Genomic DNA, 18,652 nt, shown 5'->3' on the forward strand with positions numbered 1-18,652 from the left:
ATGGTATTGGTTACTGACATATTTAGATTAGAAACATTACAACCCTCAGACGCTTCAAACTTAAGCAGATTAATGATTTCTAACGGAAAACGATTTCAAAAGTATTTACCAATAACACTATCTCAGAATATTTCTGAAGACGCTTCAAAAGACTATATCAAAAAAAAGAATAGTGAAATACAGAATAAAACCGAATTCACTTTTGCCATAAAAGATAAAGACTCCAATGCTATTGCTGGCTTAGTGATTTTAAAACACTTGGATTATCAATCTAAATTAGGTGAATTCGCATATTGCTTAGGAAGCAAATATTCTGGTAATGGCTGGATGACCAAAAGCATTAAAGCAGTAACAAATTTTGCCTTTTCAGAATTACAATTAAACACGTTGCAAATAGTAGTACATAAAACTAATACCGAAAGTGTAAATGTCGCTGAGCGTTCTGGATTTACTTGGGTTAAAACCTTACCAAAAGAGTATGTTTCTGGGAAATCTACTCTAGATATGGAACTTTATGAATTGCATAAAGAAGCCATTTAAAACAATAATTATGAAAGATAAATTCTATCAATATATACAAGATTTACAAAACACTATCACCTCAAAACTCGAGACTATTGATGGTGTTGCTCAATTTAAAGAAGACCTTTGGAAACGACCTGAAGGTGGTGGAGGACGCACTCGTGTTATTGAAAATGGAGCTGTTTTTGAAAAAGGTGGCGTAAATATTTCTGCTGTTCATGGTGCTTTACCAGAGAGCATGCAAAACTATTTTGGTGTAAAAGATGCCGACTTTTTTGCTTGCGGATTGAGTTTAGTGCTTCACCCAAAAAGCCCAATGGTTCCAACGGTTCATGCCAATTGGCGATACTTTGAAATGTATGACCAAAACGGAAATATTGTTGACCAATGGTTTGGTGGCGGACAAGATTTAACACCATACTATCTCTTTGAGGAAGACGCAAAACATTTTCACCAAACTTGTAAAACGGCTTGCGACAAACACAATGCAGAGTTTTACCCAAACTACAAAGCACGATGTGATGAATATTTTTACAACACACATCGTAACGAAGCACGTGGTATTGGTGGGTTATTCTTTGATTATTGCAAAGCAACAGATGAAATGAGCATGGAAAATTGGTATGATTTTGTAACCGAAGTTGGCAATAGCTTTTTAGAAGCTTACGTTCCAATTGTTGAAAAACGCAAACAGCTTCCATACACTGAAACTCAAAGAAATTGGCAAGAAATAAGACGTGGTCGTTATGTAGAGTTTAATTTGGTGCACGATAAAGGCACGTTGTTTGGACTAAAAACAAATGGTCGTATTGAAAGCATCTTAATGAGCTTACCACCTCATGTGCAATGGATTTATGACCATCATCCTGAAACAGGAAGTGAAGAAGAAAAACTAATTAAAGTATTACAAAACCCTAAAAATTGGGTTTAAAGAGCTTAAAACTTATACTTATGTTCCCACTAAGAAGAAACCGAAGACTTAGAACCAACGAAGCTATTCGAAGCCTAGTTAGAGAAACTATAATTTCACCAAATGATTTTTTAGTACCACTTTTTGTGGTTGAAGGTAAAGGTGTAAAAGAAGAAATTGCTTCTATGCCAAATTACTTTAGGTATAGTTTAGACCTTTTGGAAAACGAGGTTAAAGAACTGTGGCGTTTAGGCTTAAAATCAGTATTGTTGTTTGTAAAAGTTCCTGACAACCTTAAAGACAACAAAGGTACGGAAGCGTTAAACCCTAACGGACTTATGCAACGCGCTATAAAAACAGTTAAAAACGCTTGTCCAGACATGTTGGTAATGACTGATGTTGCTTTAGACCCTTATTCTGTTTATGGACATGATGGTATAATTGAAAACGGTGTTATTCTTAATGATGAAACTGCTGATGTTTTAGCTGAAATGAGCTTATCTCATGCTGAATCAGGCGCAAATTTTGTAGCACCAAGCGACATGATGGATGGTCGTATTTTAACCATTCGCGAAGCTTTAGAAGATAATGGGTTTACAGATACTGGGATTATGAGTTATTCTGCTAAATATGCTTCGGCATTTTATGGACCTTTTCGTGATGCTTTAGATTCTGCTCCTGTGGATATTCAAAATATTCCAAAAGACAAAAAAACCTATCAAATGGATCCTGCTAACCGTTTTGAAGCCATTAGAGAAACCGAAATGGATATTGATGAAGGTGCAGACATAGTCATGATAAAACCAGGTTTATGTTATTTGGATATTGTTCGCGAAATCAAAAATGAAGTAGATGTTCCTGTAGCTGTATATCAGGTTTCTGGTGAATATGCTATGCTTAAAGCAGCTGCAGAAAAAGGCTGGTTAGACCACGATGCTGTTATGATGGAGCAAATTACTGCCATAAAACGCGCTGGTGCTGATGTTATTGCGTCTTATTTTGCTAAGGATGTTGTGAAAATTTTGAATAAGTAATATTATTCTTTTGAAAATATAGCTTTACCTAGTTTTTTGTATTCAGCTTCTTGCATGAGTTCGCCTTCAACTGGTTCTTCTATAATTTCATATTCATTGTTTTCTAAATCAATGCTTGTGGCTTTAATTAAAAACCTATTTCGTTTTGCTTCCAAAACCAATCCAGGTAAACCATTAATTCCTTGTGGTCCATGTTTTACATTAAGTTCAGGAGCATACCATACTTCAAGTTTAGAGTCTTCTGATACAGCTTTATAACAAACATATCCTAAAATTTCCTTAGTCTCTTTTGTGAGTTCCCAAGGCTTTTCTTCGTACTTAATTCGTTTACGCTCAAAATACACATCTTTCTGTGAAATATTCCAATCTCTACTCCAATCGGTATAGTATAACGATTCTCCTCCTGCAAAAATCCAAGTTAAGTTTAAGTTAGCCTTTGAAATAGTTATTTGACCATCAGTAGTATTCCATCCAGGAATTTCAATTTTAGGCTCTACAGAGTATAACGCAAGACTATCGTTAAATACTAAATACGTTTCAACAGGATGCGACCCATGAATGAGTTGTAATGCATCATATTTAGCTTGGTCTTTTATGTCTTCAGTAGGTTTTTTAATACTATCTTTATTCATACTAGCCAAATAGGTAATCTTCCCTTTGGTTTGAGATACTATTGCTCCTGAAGTCAAAAACAATAAAATATAAAACAGGTTTTTCATACTTCAATTTATGAAAAATAATTTAACCCTTAATTTAAATATTCTATTTCGTAACTTCGCATTAATCAAACTAAAACACACTAATGGGTTTACTCATACTTTACGCTCTCGTATCTATTTTCTTTTCCTTTTTATGTTCAATACTAGAAGCTGTGCTTTTAAGTGTAACACCAACGTTTATTAATATTAAAAAGAAAGAAGGCAAAGCCTATGCGCTTACTTTAGAAACCTTTAAAAAAGATGTTGACAAGCCTCTTATTGCCATACTTACGCTTAATACTATTGCACATACTGTAGGTGCAATTTTAGTTGGTGTACAAGCCAAAGTTGCTTATGCCGAACTTTACGGAAGCAACCCTAGTACTGTTTTTGGACTTACAATTACCGAAGATGTAATGGTTGGTATTGTATCTTCTATAATGACGGTTTTAATTCTTGTAGCTTCTGAAATTATACCAAAAACCATTGGTGCAACTTACTGGAAACAACTTGCAAACTTTACCGCAAAAGCCTTAAACGTTTTAATTTTTCCATTAAAATGGACAGGAATTTTATGGTTATTACAACTTACCACAAAACTTATTGGTGGCAAAGGCCATGGTAGTGTTTTAAGTAGAGAAGGGTTTCTTGCAATGACTGATATTGCGCACGAAGAAGGCGTTTTTCATGAATCTGAAAGTAAAGTAATTAGAAATCTTTTGACCTTTAAAAACGTAATGGCAAAAGATGTAATGACGCCTAGAACTGTGATTAAAACAGAAAATGAAAACACGACTATCTCGTCTTTTTTTGCTGAAAATCATAACATTCGCTTTTCAAGAATTCCAGTATACACTAACGATCCTGATAATATTACAGGATTAGTTTTAAAGGACGATGTCTTTAAAGAAATGGCCTTTGATAATGGCGACAAAAAGCTGTCTGACATTAAACGAAACATTATTATAGTTGGTCGCAGCCTACCAATTCCTGATCTTTTTGAAAAACTTATTGAAAGTAAAAACCATATGGCATTGGTAGTTGATGAATATGGAAGCGTAAGTGGTTTAGTAACCCAAGAAGATGTTATTGAAACTTTACTTGGTTTAGAAATAATGGACGAAAGCGACAATGTTCCTGACTTACAACTACTTGCCAGAAAAAGTTGGGAAACAAGAGCAAAACATCTTGGGCTTTTTGAAGACACTAAAGACGACAACCAATAATGGAAGCATGTATCATCAAAACACCTTTGGGTTACACCAAAATAACTGGTGATAATGATGGTATTGCAAGTGTAACGGTTTTAAATTCTAAAGAGCAAATCTCTGATATTATTCCTGAGCCTTTAGAGGACTGCGTGTATCAGCTTAACGAATATTTTGAAGGCAAACGACAGGTTTTTGATTTAAACTTAAATCCTCAAGGTACCGATTTTCAAAAAACAGTTTGGGAAGCCCTTTTAACTATTCCGTATGGAAAAACGATGTCTTACCTTGAACTTTCAAAACAACTTGGAGACGTCAAAGCCATTAGAGCTGTGGCTAATGCTAATGGTAAAAATCCATTATGGATTATTGTTCCATGTCACCGAATTATAGGAACTGATGGCAGTTTAACAGGTTATGCTGGAGGACTTCATAGAAAACAATGGCTTTTAGAACACGAAAGTCCTTATAAACAACAATCGTTATTTTAAATTTTTAGTTATATTTAAATATTAAATAATCACTGAATGAAATTCCTCAAAAAACTCCTTAAATGGGTTGCTATTCTATTTGGTTTACTCATAATTACACTTTACGTCACTGATACTGATTATCTTTTAAAAGCTGTAAGAACCATTTATATGAAAGGTCATACAACTGCTTATCTAGAAGATTATAAACATTTTGACAATAAACCTCTAGATACTGGAACACCTCAGCCTTGGCCAAATCACAAAGACTATAACTCAGTAAAAGAAACTGAAACCCTTAAAAATGTTAATGCTCAAAACGGTACGATTGCTTACGTTATTATAAAAAATGACAGTATTTGGTTTGAAAACTATTATGATGGTTTTGATGAAGATTCTAAATCCAACTCTTTTTCTATGGCAAAAAGTTATGTGTCTGCTCTATTAGGAAAAGCGATTATGGATGGTTACATAAAAAATCTTGACCAACCTGTTTGCGATTTTATACCAGAATTTTGTGAAGGCGAAGCTGCAAAAATGACCGTTGGCGACTTATCTAGTATGGCTTCAGGAACCAACTGGGACGAACGTTACTACTCTCCTTTTTCAATAACTACTCGTGCGTATTTTGACGACGATTTAACCAAAGTTATGACAGGTTTAAAAGTAGTTAGAGAACCTGGTACATCTTATAAATATGCCAGTGGTGATACTCAAATGCTAGCTATTGCAATAGAACGTGCATCTGGAAAAAAATTATATGACTATCTAACCGAAAGTTTTTGGGAACCTTTAGGTAGCGAAAACCAAGCACTTTGGCAAGTTGATAGTGAAGACCATGATTTAGTAAAAGCCTATTGTTGTATAGCAAGTAATGCTAAAGACTTTGCAAGAATGGGTAAATTGTATAAAGACCATGGTAAATGGAATGGGAAGCAGTTATTGGATTCGGCATTTATAGCTAAATCCATTACGCCTCGTTTTGCTGAAAGCCCAGAGTATGGATATGGATGGTGGTTAAAAACAGTTGGCGATAAACACTTTTTTATGATGCGTGGTCATCTAGGACAATATGTTATTGTTGAACCAAATGACAATGTTATTATAGTTCGTTTAGGACACTCTAAAGGTCCTGGAGATGCTATAGCGTCTTTTACACCTGATATTTCAGCGTATATTGATGAAGCCTATAAAATGTTAGAACAATAAATTATGATTAGTAAACTAAATCTTGAAAACATTCTCTTTTTGGATATTGAAACTGTTCCAGAGACACCTCGTTTTTCAGATTTAGACGATACTAAGCAAGCTCTTTGGGAAGCAAAATCGAGATACCAAAGACAAGACGAATACACTGCTGAAGAATTTTATGATCGCGCAGGAATTTGGGCAGAGTTTGGTAAAATAGTTTGCATATCAGTAGGCTATTTTAAAATGCAAGGAGATGTTAGAACCTTTAGAGTAACCTCTTTTCATGGTGATGAGATCAAAATTTTAAAAGATTTTAAAAACTTATTGATTACTCATTTTAGTCAAAATAAGCATTTGCTTTGTGCTCATAACGGAAAAGAATTTGATTTTCCTTACATAGCAAGACGAATGATTATTCATAATATAGAATTACCTTATAAACTCAACCTTTTTGGAAAAAAACCTTGGGAAGTACCTCATCTTGATACTCTTGAACTTTGGAAATTTGGTGACTACAAAACCTACACTTCTTTAAAACTTTTAACCAATGTTTTAGGTATTCCTTCGCCTAAGGATGATATTGATGGTAGTGAAGTTTACAGAGTGTATTATGAAGAAAATGATATTGACCGAATTGTCACTTATTGTGAAAAAGATACGATTGCAGTAGCACAAATATTACTTCGATTACGTGGTGACGAACTGCTGCATGATAATGAGATTATTCATATTTAAAAATTGTAAAAAATAAAAAAGTCCGAATTTTAAATTCGGACTTTTTTGTTGGTACACTTATTTTACTCTTTAATAAATCGTTTTACAACAATTTTATCTTCAATAGTAAACCTAACTTGATAAACAGCTCCTTTTAAATTTGAAACGTCAATTTTATTGTTGACTACCTCTCCTTTAGCTACTGTTTGACCAATAGTATTGTAAATTTCATATGCAATATTGTTATGACTAGTTTGAATATTTAACACATTACTTTTTACTGGGTTAGGATACAATTTAATATCATCAAAAACATCTGCTATATCTTCTCCTTTTGAAGTCTCAGTTTTAGCACTTGTTGCTGTTGTTAAATTAATAGCATCTATTGCTAAATCGGCTTGCCAAGTACTAGCTACAAATCTGTTAAAGCGTAATTGAATACTTTCACCAATATATGCAGATAAGTTTACCGTTTGTGATTGCCAAGAGTTACCTTGATTACCTGATTGACTCCATAGACTAGTCCAACTAGCTCCATTGTCATTACTAACTTCTAAGTCAATAGTTCCCATATCAGCAGCTCCATACATGTGATATTGAAAACTAAACGAAGCTGATACAACTGCACTTAAATCAAAACAAGGTGATGTGATAATTGCTCGTTTATTAGGGTAACCCGTATTTTGACCCGAAGCCTCAACATAGATATAGTAAGACCCTTGAGCAGCACTTGATGGTCCTGTACCACTAGATGGAGTTCCATTTGCATCAACTGTCCAATCTAAATCGTCAGAAGAAGATTGACTCCAAGCTCCAATTGTGTTTTCAAAACTTTCAGAATAAGGATAAGAGCTAATACCACTAACACAACCGTTACCTCCTGTGCTTCCACTTTCAGATAAACTAATATCATCAACAGCAACATCAGCTTGCCATGTTCCGCCTACAAAACGATTAAAACGTAATTGAACTGCTGAACCTACATAACTTGAAAGGTCTATACTAGCAGTTTGCCATGCATTTCCTTGGTTTCCTGATTGATTCCAAATACTACTCCAAGAATTTCCACTATCAGTACTAATTTCTAAATCAAGAGTTCCCATATCAGCAGCTCCATACATATGATATTTAAAACTAAACGTAGCATCAGATAAACTACTTAAGTCAAAACAAGGTGAGTTTAATATTGCTCGTTGATTTGGATAATTAGGGCTAGAAGCCTCAACATACACATAGTAAGATCCTTGGAAAGCGCTTGAAGGTCCTGTATTGCTTGATGGTGTTCCATTTGCATCTACTGTCCAATCAACATCATCGCCAGTTGATTGTGTCCATGCACCTAAAGTATTTTCAAACCCTTCGGTATAAGGGAAAGACGTAATTCCTCCTGAACAGCCATCAGGTGCTTCGGTTACAGTAACAGTTCTAGTAACTTCTGCAGCGGCATTACCTGCAGCATCACTAACATTATACGTTACTACATAAGTACCAACAGAACTTGTATTTACCACATCTCCTCCAATAACAATATTTGCTGTAATATCGCCATCAACATTATCAGTAGCAGTAGCTCCTAACTCACTATATGTTGAACCCTCTACTAAATTAATTATTGAAGCTCCATTAAGTGTTATAACAGGCGCAACTGTATCTGGTCCTGAACCTTGAATCACAACTGTATAATCTTCAACTTCACCATAGGTAAACGACTCACATGCAGTTGGAACTCCATTATATTTCATAGACACGCGCATTCTTGTTGCGTTTTCTACTGCATTTGTTGGAATAGTAAATGCTCCAGAAACTGGTGTTGTTTGTGTTGGTGATTGTGTCCACACTTGCTCTCCTGCATCATTAAAATCTCCATCTCTATTGTAATCTATCCATACCGAATATGCTTCGTTATAGGTTGTTCCTGTCCAAGTTGGTGTTACAGTAATTGTATATTGACTTCCCTTAGTTAAGGTAGTTGAAATACTAGTAAAATCTGAATAGAACTGAGCACCTGAGCTATTGTCAATTGTGTTTAGCTGTACTCTACTTATGTATTCATCGTTTACATTTGTACTTGCAGAGGAACAGTATGTAATCTGTACATCTTGAGTAGTAACATTAACTGTATTACTTTGCGAAGACATATTTCCAGCTGCATCTAACGCAGTAACATAAAACGCATACGTTGTGTTAGGACTCAATCCATTTGCTTGATAGCTTGTTGAAGGCGTAGATGCTATTAAGCTTCCATCTTGATAAACATTATACGCAGTTACACCTACATTATCTGTTGAAGCATTCCAGCTTAAATCTGTTGATGTATCTGTTGTATTTGATGCAGTCAAACTTGTAGGTGCTGTTGGTGCCTGAGTATCTGGTGGGCTTAAAGTAGTTACATTTGCTGTATTACTAGCACTAGATTGATTACCTGCTAAATCAAAAGCAACCACATAAAATGCATAGGATGTACTCGCTGTTAAACCTGTTACTTGATAGCTTGTACTAGTAACTGTAGCTATTACACTTCCGTCTTGATACACATCATACCCTGAAACACCTACATTATCAGTTGAAGCATTCCAACTTAAGTCTGTTGTAGTTTGAGTTGTATTGGACGCTGTTAAACTTGTTGGTGCAGTTGGTGCTTGGGTATCTGGTTGTACTAACGTTGTTACATTAGCTGTATTACTTTGTGAAGAGGTGTTACTTGCAGCATCAAATGCAGCTACATTAAAACTATACGATGTTTCTGGTGATAAGCCTACAGCTTGATATGTAGTTCCTGAAACTGTTGCAATATTAACTCCGTCTTGGTATACGTAATATCCAGCAACACCAACATTATCTGACGAAGCGCTCCAACTTAAATCTGTTGTGGTTTGTGTTGTATTAGACGCTACTAAATTTGTTGGAACTGTTGGTGCTTGTGTATCTGGTGGGTCTAAGGTAGTTACGTTAGCTGTATTACTATTATTCGATTCATTTCCTTCAGCATCAAAAGCAACCACATAAAACGCATAAGTTGTACTAGCCGTTAATCCTGTAACTTGGTAATTTGTACCAGTAACTGTTGCTATTACACTTCCATCTTGATAGACATCATAACCTGTAACTCCAACATTATCGGTTGAAGCATTCCAGCTTAAATCTGTTGTAGTTTGAGTTGTATTTGAAGCAGTAAGACTAGTTGGTGCACTAGGAGCTTCAACATCTGGTCCTGAACCTTGAATAATAACTGTGTAATCTTCAACTTCACCATAAGTAAACGACTCACATGCAGTTGGAACTCCATTATATTTCATAGACACACGCATTCTTGTTGCGTTTTCTACTGCACTTGTTGGAATAGTAAATGTTCCTGAAACTGGTGTTGTTTGGGTTGGTGATTGTGTCCACACTTGTTCTCCTGCATCATTAAAATCTCCATCTCTATTGTAATCTATCCATACCGAATATGCCTCATTATACACAGTTCCTGTCCATGTTGGTGTTACAGTAATTGTATATTGATTTCCCTTAATTAAGGTAGTTGATATACTAGTAAAATCTGAATAGAACTGAGCTCCTGAGCTATTGTCAATTGTGTTTAGCTGTACTCTACTTATATATTCATCATTTACATTTGAGCTTGTAGATGAACAGTAGTTTAATTGCACATCAGTAGTTGTGAAATTAATAATACTACTATAAGACGATGTAGCGTTATCAGGACAGACACTTCTTAGTCTTGCATCATACTGCGTTAATGTAGCTAAACCAGATAAGTTAGTAGATACTCCATTTACAGATAAGGTTGTCCATGTTGACGCTCCAGTTTCCCTATACTGAACATCGTAAGACGCTCCAGGAACTGCATCCCAGCTTAATGTTGCTGAGTTAGAGCCTATATTTGATGCTGATAACCCAGTTGGAACTGTTGCATTACAAACCACTTGTCCTGCAATTGTAAAATTGCTGTTTGAGATATCAAAAAATATATTATTTGAACCTCTAACCATAACTCTGTTTTGATTTCCTTGGTTATTAGGAACTATAATATCATGTGAACCATCGTTTGGAACACCAGATGCTAACGAAATTGGATAAGTGTCTCCGCCATCAGTGGATAAGAAAATATCAACATTAGCAGTATTAACTCCATTTCCGGTTGTACCTGCAACATCCCAAGTTACGGTTTGAGTTGTACCTGCGTTCCATGTAACATTAGTATTTGGTGAGTTAACCACAAATGGTCCTGCGTTACTGTTTACAGAAACAACCATGTCGTCACTATTATTAGTTCCTCCTCCTATTTGATTATCTCTAACGGTCAATCTAAAATTTAAAGTTCTTGCTACATTAGGTACCGCTTCCCATTGCCACGATGTATTACCTGCTTTTATGGTAGATAATCTTGGAAAGTATCTTTTATTATCAGTTGTTGGGTTATATGATCTAAACGCAACTCCACTAGTTGCATTAACACTTGGATAAGTTGTAGATGCATTGTTTTCATCATATTGTTCCCAGCAATAGGTTAGTACATCTCCAGAATCAGCATCGGTTGCTGAACCTTCTAATACAAATGGAGTTCCTCTTGGAATAGTATAATTAGCTCCCGCATTTACAACCGGAACAGCATTACCTGTATTTGTATTTGTTTGGCAACTTGTAGATTTAATATAGTCTGTTACCTGCTCAATTGAAACTGCATGGAAATAAGGGTCACTATTTGATTGTACGTCTGTTGCACCTGTAATTCCTGCATAACCCATAATTGTTGAACCACTTCCTGGTTCCATTTGTGCATTTGTGCCTTCATTTCCATTGAAAGTCCAAGTGTGATTTGCCCCAAACTGATGCCCAATTTCATGAGCAACATAATCAATATCAAAAGGATCTCCTTCAGGATCAGTTCGCGATGTAAATGCACTACCTTTTTGACCATTTACACAAACACAACCTATACATCCTGCGTTTCCATTATTAGAAGCTCTTGCAAATAAGTGACCTATATCATAATTAGATTCTCCTATTACACTAGTAAGGGTAGACTGTAACTGACTGTTATAACTTCCATTACTATATGGATCAGTATTAGCGTTTGTATAGATTACGTCGTCATTATTGCCAATTAAAACCATATTAACATTAAAGTCGTTTTCAAAAACACCATTAACTCTAGTCATAGTTGCGTTTATTGCTGCCAATGCTGAAGCCTTTGTACCACCATGATATTGTGTGTACTCTCCAGTAGCAGAAACCGCAAGCCTATACGTTCGTAGTATACCATCATCGGCATTTCTCATAGCCATTTGAGGGTTTTGACCATTTAAACTAGAGTTCATTTGTGCTGTAACTTCACATTCAAAATCATCTGAAAAATCAATTTTATCTGCTCTTTTATAAACTGTATAATATGATAAATCGTCAGTTATAGCTTCAATAAATGTTGCATATTTATCAGCAGCTAATCTCATAGATTGAAAGCCTAAATGAGAAACACTAAATCGTATTGTTAAAGAAGGATCCTCAACACCTTTTCCTATATAAGATTTAATGTTAGGATACTTTGCAGCTAACTCTGGACTAAAGACAGGAGCTTCAAATATTTTAAAGCGTTCGAGTTGTCCTTCAGAATTAGGAAAAGATAAAACAACACTTGATGAATTTAATGAAGAAGACCTTAATGGTGCTCTTTTAAGCGCATGTTTTAAACTTTCAATGTCTAAAACATAGCTATTTGCTCTAGGCAAATTTGCTTTTGAAGGTTTGATCTTTTCACTATTATTAAGTGATTGTTTTTGCCATAAAGATTTGTTTTGAGCCATAGCAATGCTCATACTCATTGTAAAAATGAGCAAAAGTAATTTTACTTTCATCATTTAGGGATTTAAGGGTTATTGATAGCTTTTTTTATTAATTATTTGTTCAAAATAATATTAAAATTCAAAAAATTAACTGTTTTGTTGATAACTTCGTAATAAAAATTGATTTTTACGGTTTTTCCGTAATTCATCACAAGAAATGTCTTACATATTTCAATAAGCTATCTTAAACCTCAAAATTTCATCTTAAAATTTGATTACATTTACACATGTCCAAATCAAAATTACTTTCGGTTAACGACTTGTCTATCTCATTTTCTTCAAATTCAGGAGAAAAAGACATTATCAAACACATTTCGTATACGCTTTATGAAAATGAAATTTTAGGAATTGTTGGAGAGTCTGGTTCTGGAAAATCAGTGTCTTCTCTAGCTATTTTAGGGCTTTTGCCTAATAAAATATCCAAAATAACTTCTGGTGAAATTGTATTTAATAATCTTGATTTAACACAATTAAAACCAAAAGCTTTTGAACATATTAGAGGCAATGATATTGCTATGATTTTTCAAGAACCAATGAGTTCGCTAAACCCTTCTATGACTTGTGGCAAGCAGGTTTCTGAAATTATTTTAAAACATACCTCGCTTTCAAAAGCTGAAGCTAAAGCAGAAACTTTATCTCTTTTTGAAAAAGTAAAACTGCCATTACCTGAACGTGTGTTTAGCGCATATCCTCATGAAATTTCTGGTGGACAAAAGCAACGTGTAATGATAGCCATGGCTATTGCATGTAAACCCAAAATACTTATCGCTGACGAACCTACAACAGCTCTAGACGTTACTGTTCAAAAAGAAATTATTAAACTCTTAAAAGAGCTTCAAAAAAACGAAGGTATGAGCATTATTTTTATTTCTCATGATCTCGCTTTGGTCTCAGAAATTTCGAACAGAATTGTTGTTATGTACAAGGGTGAAATTGTTGAGCAAGGTAATGTTAATACAGTCTTTAAAACACCAGAACACATTTACACAAAAGCATTAATAAATTCTAAACCTTCATTGGATGTTAGACTTAAAACCCTACCAACCATTAGTGATTTTATTAATAAAACTACTGATTATACAATTGTATCTACTGAAGAAAGGCAAAAAACTCACAAGAATATCTATTCAAAACCTCCATTGCTTGAAATAGTTAATTTGGAAAAAGAGTATTTCTCAAAATCTGGATGGTTTTCTAAGCCTACAACTTTTAAAGCGGTTAATAATGTAAGCTTTAAATTGTACAGTGGAGAAACTTTGGGACTTGTTGGAGAATCTGGTTGCGGTAAGTCAACATTAGCAAATGCCATTTTATTATTAGACAAAGCATCAGCTGGTAAAATCCTATATAATGGAGTTGACATTAATACCTTATCAAAATCTAAAATCAGAGCTCTTAGAAAAGACATCCAAATTATTTTTCAAGACCCTTATGCTTCGTTAAATCCTAGACTACCTATTGGTAAAGCCATAATGGAACCCATGAAAGTGCATCGTATAGGAACTTCAAATAATGTAAGGAAAGAGAAAGTAATGGACTTACTAGAAAGGGTTGGTTTAGATAATGATTCTTTTTATAAGTATCCACATGAGTTTTCTGGTGGGCAACGTCAACGAGTAGGTATTGCAAGAGCTATAGCATTACAACCAAAGTTAATTATCTGTGACGAATCGGTTTCGGCTTTAGATATTTCGGTTCAAGCACAGGTATTGAATCTTTTAAACGAGTTGAAAGAAAACTTCAACTTTACATATATTTTTATTTCGCACGACTTATCTGTAGTGAAATATATGTCAGACCAATTAGTGGTTATGAATAAAGGTGAAATAGAAGAAATGAATGATGCTGATGAAATTTACAACTCTCCTCAGAAAGAGTACACAAAAAAATTAATTCATGCCATCCCAAAAGGGTTATAGCATGAATATTTTTTTGGTTAACGCTAAGATGTTTCTCATTAATCTTAACGTGCTTTGAAAGGTTGAAAAAATCTTGCTTTCAAAAAAAGTAGGTCTTGGTAGATTTGGGGCTACATTTTTCATAAGTAGAAATTTATGATAGATTTGGGGGAAATCATAAATTAAGTTTATGACAGATTTGGTTAATTATTTAGTTTCGATTTGGTTTTGCTAATATGAAATAAACTTTTGAATAAATCGGCTTAAATACATAAAAAATCGATAAAAAACATAAATTTTTAACATTTAAACGATTGTCTGAAGATTTTTCTTACAAATATAAGTTGTAAAAAAATAAAGCCACTTAAAAAAGTGGCTCAATTTATTATAGTTTATATTGAATTTTAAACGTCCATTTCAGGAATATCTCCTTCAACAATTAAACGACCTTCGGTTGCATTTTTAATAGCTTCAACCGAAACACCTGGAGCTCTTTCTAAAAGTTTAAAACCTTCATCGGTTACTTCCAAAACAGCCATATTGGTCACAATCTTTTTTACGCAGCCCACTCCTGTTAGTGGTAATGAACATTTTTTTAGAAGTTTAGATTCACCTGCTTTATTAGTATGCATCATTGCTACAATAATATTTTCGGCACTTGCAACAAGATCCATTGCGCCTCCCATACCTTTTACCATACGTCCAGGAATTTTCCAATTGGCTATATCTCCATTCTCAGCAACTTCCATAGCACCAAGTATTGTTAAATGAACGTGCTTACCTCTAATCATTGAAAAACTAGTAGCAGAGTCAAAAAAACTAGCTCCTGGTAGTGTGGTGATAGTTTGCTTTCCAGCGTTTATAATATCAGCATCTTCATCGCCTTCAAAAGGAAAAGGTCCCATACCTAAAACACCATTTTCACTTTGAAATTCAACCTCAATATCATCTCTTACATAATTGGCAACCAAAGTTGGTATTCCAATACCAAGGTTAACATAGTAACCATCTTGCACTTCTTTTGCTATGCGTTTTGCAATTCCGTTTTTGTCTAACATAATTAATCTCTTTGTCTTACTGTGCGTTGCTCAATTCGTTTTTCATAGTCTTTTCCTTGGAAAATGCGCTGTACAAAAATTCCAGGGATATGTATTTGGTTTGGATCCAATTCTCCAATAGGTACCAGCTCTTCAACCTCAGCCACAGTTATTTTGGCTGCACCACACATTACTGGGTTAAAGTTTCTTGCTGTACCTTTAAAAATTAAGTTACCAGCCTCATCACCTTTCCAAGCTTTTACAAAAGCAAAATCGGCTTCAAAGGCTTGTTCTAGCACATACATTTTTCCATTAAACTCTCTTGTTTCCTTGCCTACAGCAACTTCGGTTCCATAACCTGCAGGAGTGTAAAATGCAGGAAAACCAGATTGAGCAGCTCTACAACGTTCAGCTAAAGTGCCTTGAGGAATAAGCTCAACTTCGAGTTCTCCAGTTAGCATTTGGCGTTCAAACTCATCGTTTTCTCCTACATAAGAAGACACCATTTTTTTTATTTGATGTTTTTGAAGTAATAATCCCAATCCAAAATCGTCAACACCTGCATTGTTAGAAATACAAGTCACACCTTTTACATTGCGTTTAACCAATTCAGAAATACTGTTTTCAGGAATACCACAAAGCCCAAAACCACCAAGCATAAATGTCATATTATCAGAAACACCTTTGAGCGCTTCTGTGACATCTGCAACTTTTTTATTTATCATTTTTAAGAATATTTTCTACCGAAAAATACAAAATAAAAAAGCCATTCTAAAATGAATGGCTTTTGATTTTTTTAAAAGTTTATGACTCCATCTAAATCCTCATCAATGGACTGACTTGCACCTTCATCGGGTTGATAATTGTCACAATCAACTTGTATGGATAATTCATTAGGTTTTTCAAAATTACCTTTAGAAATTCCTAGCTCAGGATTTTCATAACAACTCTTCATATACAATCCCCAAATTGGCAATGCCATAGACGCTCCTTGACCATAGGTAATGGTTCTAAAGTGAGCTGCTCTATCTTCGGCACCAACCCAAACACCTGTTACTAAATTTGGGACCATTCCCATAAACCAACCATCACTTTGGTTTTGTGTAGTTCCTGTTTTTCCAGCAATTGGGTTATCAAATCCATAAGGATAACCTGTGATTATTTCTTTATATACTTGAGTATTTCCTGCCCAAGTATGTCTTAATCTAGTACCCGAACCACCTTGGGTAACTCCTTCCATAAGATTAACAGTTACATAGGCTACTTCTTCACTTAAAACGTCTTTAGACTCTGGAGTAAACTGAAATAATACTGTGCCATTTTTATCTTCTATTCTGGTCACCAAAACAGGCTTGTTATAAACTCCTTTATTTGCAAAGGTTGAGTATGCTGCAACCATTTCATAAACACTTAAATCTGGTGTTCCTAATGCAATTGCAGGTACTGGTAAAATCTCTTCTTCAACGCCTAAGTTTTTTGCCATATCAATAACTGGTTGCGGACCAACTTTATCCATTAGTCTTGCAGTAATAGTATTTGTAGAATTGGCTAAAGCGTTCTTTAATGTTTTAAAACCTCCATATTTTCCATCAGAATTTTTAGCAGTCCAAGGCTCTGGATTTCCATACTTATTTGCTTCAATTGTAATTTGGGTATTTGGAAGCGTGTCACAAGGTGAAAGGTGCAATTGGTCAATTGCTGTAGCATATACAAAAGGCTTAAAAGTTGAACCTACTTGACGCTTTCCTTGTTTTACATGGTCATACTGAAAGTGTTTATAATTAACTCCTCCAACCCATGCTTTTACATGTCCTGTTTGAGGATCCATAGACATCATACCTGTATGCAAAAATGATTTGTAGTAACGCATAGAGTCTATTGGTTTCATGATGGTATCAATTTCTCCTTTCCATGAAAACACTTCCATTTGGGTAGGTTTATCAAAAGACTCGATAATTTCTTTATCAGATTTTTTCAAATCATACTTCATGTGTCTCCATCGTTCTGACTGACGCATACTACGTTTCATTAAAGCATCAATCTCATCCAAATCTAATTCTAAAAAAGGAGCTGTTGGGTTTCTATCTGGTGTGTTTTGATGGTCAAATTCAGCTTGCAGCCTTGGCATGTGCTTTTGCACAGCGTCTTCGGCATACTGTTGCATTCTAGAATCTATTGTGGTATAAATTTTTAATCCGTCGTTGTATAAACTCCACTTTTCACCGTCTGGTTTTGGATTATCTTTAATCCACTGCTTCATAAAATCCCTTAAGTATTCTCTAAAGTAAGTCGCTATTCCTGCATTGTGGGTTTCTGGAGTGTAATCTAAATCTAATTCTGTTTTTTGTAATGAGTCCTTTACTGTTTCATCAATAAACTCATATTTATTCATTTGAGCTAAGACTACATTACGTCTATTTTTAACTCCAACAGGATTTCGCCTAGGATTGTACAATGATGAGTTTTTGAACATTCCTACCAACATTGCAGACTCTTTAAGGTTTAAGTCTTGTGGCTCTTTTCCAAAATAAATTCTTGATGCACTTCTTATACCATCAGCATTATTACCAAAATCATAAATATTGAAGTATTGAGCGATGATTTCTTCTTTAGTATATTGACGTTCTAATCTTGTAGCAATTATCCATTCTTTAGCTTTTTGCAATACACGCTCTATAATGTTTTTTGAACCTTCTCCATGAAATAACTGCTTCGCTAATTGCTGCGAAATTGTACTTGCTCCTCCTCCACTTCCAAGTTTTATTGCAGCTCTTAATGTTCCTCTAGCATCAATTCCTGAATGGTCATAAAAACGCGCATCTTCGGTTGCAATTAAAGCATCAACCAAGTTTTTTGGTAGCTCGCTATAATCAACAGGTGTACGGTTGTCGTCAAAATAGAATTTACCTAGGGTTTTTCCGTCAGAAGAAATAATTTCGGTTGCTAAATTTGTTTTAGGGTTTTCTAAAACCGTATGATCAGGCATTTCACCAAAAACGCCCCAAGATGCTAATAGAAATATTAAACCTATTGAAAGGATTCCTCCTAAAAATACGATCCAAAACCAACGTATATACTTTGAGAAATCGTTCGTTTCTTGCTTTTTTGAAGCTGCTTTTTTAGCCAT

13 protein-coding genes are annotated in these 18,652 nt (G+C 34.7%); 8 read left to right on the forward strand and 5 right to left on the reverse strand.

All coding sequences use genetic code 11. From position 1 onward, the window contains the following. Genes DMZ43_RS03990 through hemB form a run of 3 tightly spaced genes read left to right on the forward strand, consistent with a single transcriptional unit; the run spans position 1 to position 2,466 of the window. Positions 1–540 (forward strand): GNAT family N-acetyltransferase, encoded by a 540-nt coding sequence (locus tag DMZ43_RS03990; RefSeq protein ID WP_129759702.1) that lies wholly within the window; start codon positions 1–3, stop codon positions 538–540. Between the two features lie 10 nt (positions 541–550). Continuing rightward, entirely contained in the window at positions 551–1,453 is a 903-nt protein-coding gene (gene hemF, locus DMZ43_RS03995) for an oxygen-dependent coproporphyrinogen oxidase (protein ID WP_131506317.1), read from the forward strand. 20 nt (positions 1,454–1,473) lie between these two features. Further along, positions 1,474–2,466 (forward strand): porphobilinogen synthase, encoded by a 993-nt coding sequence (gene hemB, locus DMZ43_RS04000; protein WP_131506318.1) that lies wholly within the window; start codon positions 1,474–1,476, stop codon positions 2,464–2,466. A 2-nt stretch (positions 2,467–2,468) separates the two neighbouring features. On the opposite strand, the gene DMZ43_RS04005 is transcribed toward hemB, so the two are convergent. Then, positions 2,469–3,185 carry a GLPGLI family protein gene (locus DMZ43_RS04005; RefSeq protein WP_131506319.1) on the reverse strand — a complete coding sequence of 239 codons (717 nt, stop codon included), beginning with the start codon at positions 3,183–3,185 and terminating at the stop codon, positions 2,469–2,471. Positions 3,186–3,268: 83 nt separating this feature from the next. Between DMZ43_RS04005 and DMZ43_RS04010 the strand changes: the two genes are divergently transcribed. Genes DMZ43_RS04010 through DMZ43_RS04025 form a run of 4 tightly spaced genes read left to right on the forward strand, consistent with a single transcriptional unit; the run spans position 3,269 to position 6,768 of the window. Then, positions 3,269–4,390 carry a CNNM domain-containing protein gene (locus tag DMZ43_RS04010; protein ID WP_129759706.1) on the forward strand — a complete coding sequence of 374 codons (1,122 nt, stop codon included), beginning with the start codon at positions 3,269–3,271 and terminating at the stop codon, positions 4,388–4,390. Continuing rightward, positions 4,390–4,863, forward strand: a complete 474-nt coding sequence (locus DMZ43_RS04015) for a methylated-DNA--[protein]-cysteine S-methyltransferase (protein ID WP_131506320.1) — start codon at positions 4,390–4,392, stop codon at positions 4,861–4,863. The genes DMZ43_RS04010 and DMZ43_RS04015 overlap by 1 nt, the downstream gene beginning before the upstream one ends. A 36-nt stretch (positions 4,864–4,899) precedes the next feature. After that, positions 4,900–6,051, forward strand: coding sequence for a serine hydrolase (locus DMZ43_RS04020; protein ID WP_131506321.1), 1,152 nt, complete (start codon positions 4,900–4,902; stop codon positions 6,049–6,051). 3 nt (positions 6,052–6,054) lie between these two features. After that, entirely contained in the window at positions 6,055–6,768 is a 714-nt protein-coding gene (locus tag DMZ43_RS04025; protein WP_131506322.1) for a 3'-5' exonuclease, read from the forward strand. Positions 6,769–6,830: 62 nt separating this feature from the next. On the opposite strand, the gene DMZ43_RS04030 is transcribed toward DMZ43_RS04025, so the two are convergent. Then, a complete protein-coding gene (locus DMZ43_RS04030) occupies positions 6,831–12,605 on the reverse strand; it encodes a reprolysin-like metallopeptidase (protein ID WP_131506323.1) in 5,775 nt (1,924 codons plus the stop codon). A 212-nt stretch (positions 12,606–12,817) separates the two neighbouring features. Here DMZ43_RS04030 and DMZ43_RS04035 point away from each other — a divergent pair, with 212 nt between their 5' ends. Beyond that, positions 12,818–14,509: an ABC transporter ATP-binding protein gene (locus tag DMZ43_RS04035; protein ID WP_131506324.1), complete on the forward strand. Its 1,692-nt coding sequence runs from the start codon at positions 12,818–12,820 to the stop codon at positions 14,507–14,509. 383 nt (positions 14,510–14,892) lie between these two features. On the opposite strand, the gene DMZ43_RS04040 is transcribed toward DMZ43_RS04035, so the two are convergent. The 3 genes from DMZ43_RS04040 to DMZ43_RS04050 form a co-directional block, all read right to left on the reverse strand. Continuing rightward, entirely contained in the window at positions 14,893–15,546 is a 654-nt protein-coding gene (locus DMZ43_RS04040; protein ID WP_131506325.1) for a 3-oxoacid CoA-transferase subunit B, read from the reverse strand. A gap of 2 nt (positions 15,547–15,548) precedes the next feature. Beyond that, positions 15,549–16,250, reverse strand: a complete 702-nt coding sequence (locus tag DMZ43_RS04045; protein WP_129759713.1) for a CoA transferase subunit A — start codon at positions 16,248–16,250, stop codon at positions 15,549–15,551. A gap of 71 nt (positions 16,251–16,321) precedes the next feature. After that, entirely contained in the window at positions 16,322–18,652 is a 2,331-nt protein-coding gene (locus DMZ43_RS04050) for a penicillin-binding protein 1A (RefSeq protein ID WP_131506326.1), read from the reverse strand.

The organism is Meridianimaribacter sp. CL38, assembly GCF_004328055.1.
Classification (GTDB): Bacteria; Bacteroidota; Bacteroidia; order Flavobacteriales; family Flavobacteriaceae; genus Gaetbulibacter_B; species Gaetbulibacter_B jejuensis.

Bases quoted from the DNA above. Each gene is read 5' to 3' on its own strand.
- DMZ43_RS04040 (WP_131506325.1), bottom strand. From the start codon at position 15,546: ATGTTAGACAAAAACGGAATTGCAAAACGCATAGCAAAAGAAGTGCAA.
- DMZ43_RS04030 (WP_131506323.1), bottom strand. From the start codon at position 12,605: ATGATGAAAGTAAAATTACTTTTGCTCATTTTTACAATGAGTATGAGC.
- DMZ43_RS04015 (WP_131506320.1), top strand. From the start codon at position 4,390: ATGGAAGCATGTATCATCAAAACACCTTTGGGTTACACCAAAATAACT.
- hemB (WP_131506318.1), top strand. From the start codon at position 1,474: ATGTTCCCACTAAGAAGAAACCGAAGACTTAGAACCAACGAAGCTATT.
- DMZ43_RS04035 (WP_131506324.1), top strand. From the start codon at position 12,818: ATGTCCAAATCAAAATTACTTTCGGTTAACGACTTGTCTATCTCATTT.
- DMZ43_RS04020 (WP_131506321.1), top strand. From the start codon at position 4,900: ATGAAATTCCTCAAAAAACTCCTTAAATGGGTTGCTATTCTATTTGGT.
- DMZ43_RS04050 (WP_131506326.1), bottom strand. From the start codon at position 18,652: ATGGCTAAAAAAGCAGCTTCAAAAAAGCAAGAAACGAACGATTTCTCA.
- DMZ43_RS04005 (WP_131506319.1), bottom strand. From the start codon at position 3,185: ATGAAAAACCTGTTTTATATTTTATTGTTTTTGACTTCAGGAGCAATA.
- DMZ43_RS04045 (WP_129759713.1), bottom strand. From the start codon at position 16,250: ATGATAAATAAAAAAGTTGCAGATGTCACAGAAGCGCTCAAAGGTGTT.
- DMZ43_RS04025 (WP_131506322.1), top strand. From the start codon at position 6,055: ATGATTAGTAAACTAAATCTTGAAAACATTCTCTTTTTGGATATTGAA.
- DMZ43_RS04010 (WP_129759706.1), top strand. From the start codon at position 3,269: ATGGGTTTACTCATACTTTACGCTCTCGTATCTATTTTCTTTTCCTTT.
- DMZ43_RS03990 (WP_129759702.1), top strand. From the start codon at position 1: ATGGTATTGGTTACTGACATATTTAGATTAGAAACATTACAACCCTCA.
- hemF (WP_131506317.1), top strand. From the start codon at position 551: ATGAAAGATAAATTCTATCAATATATACAAGATTTACAAAACACTATC.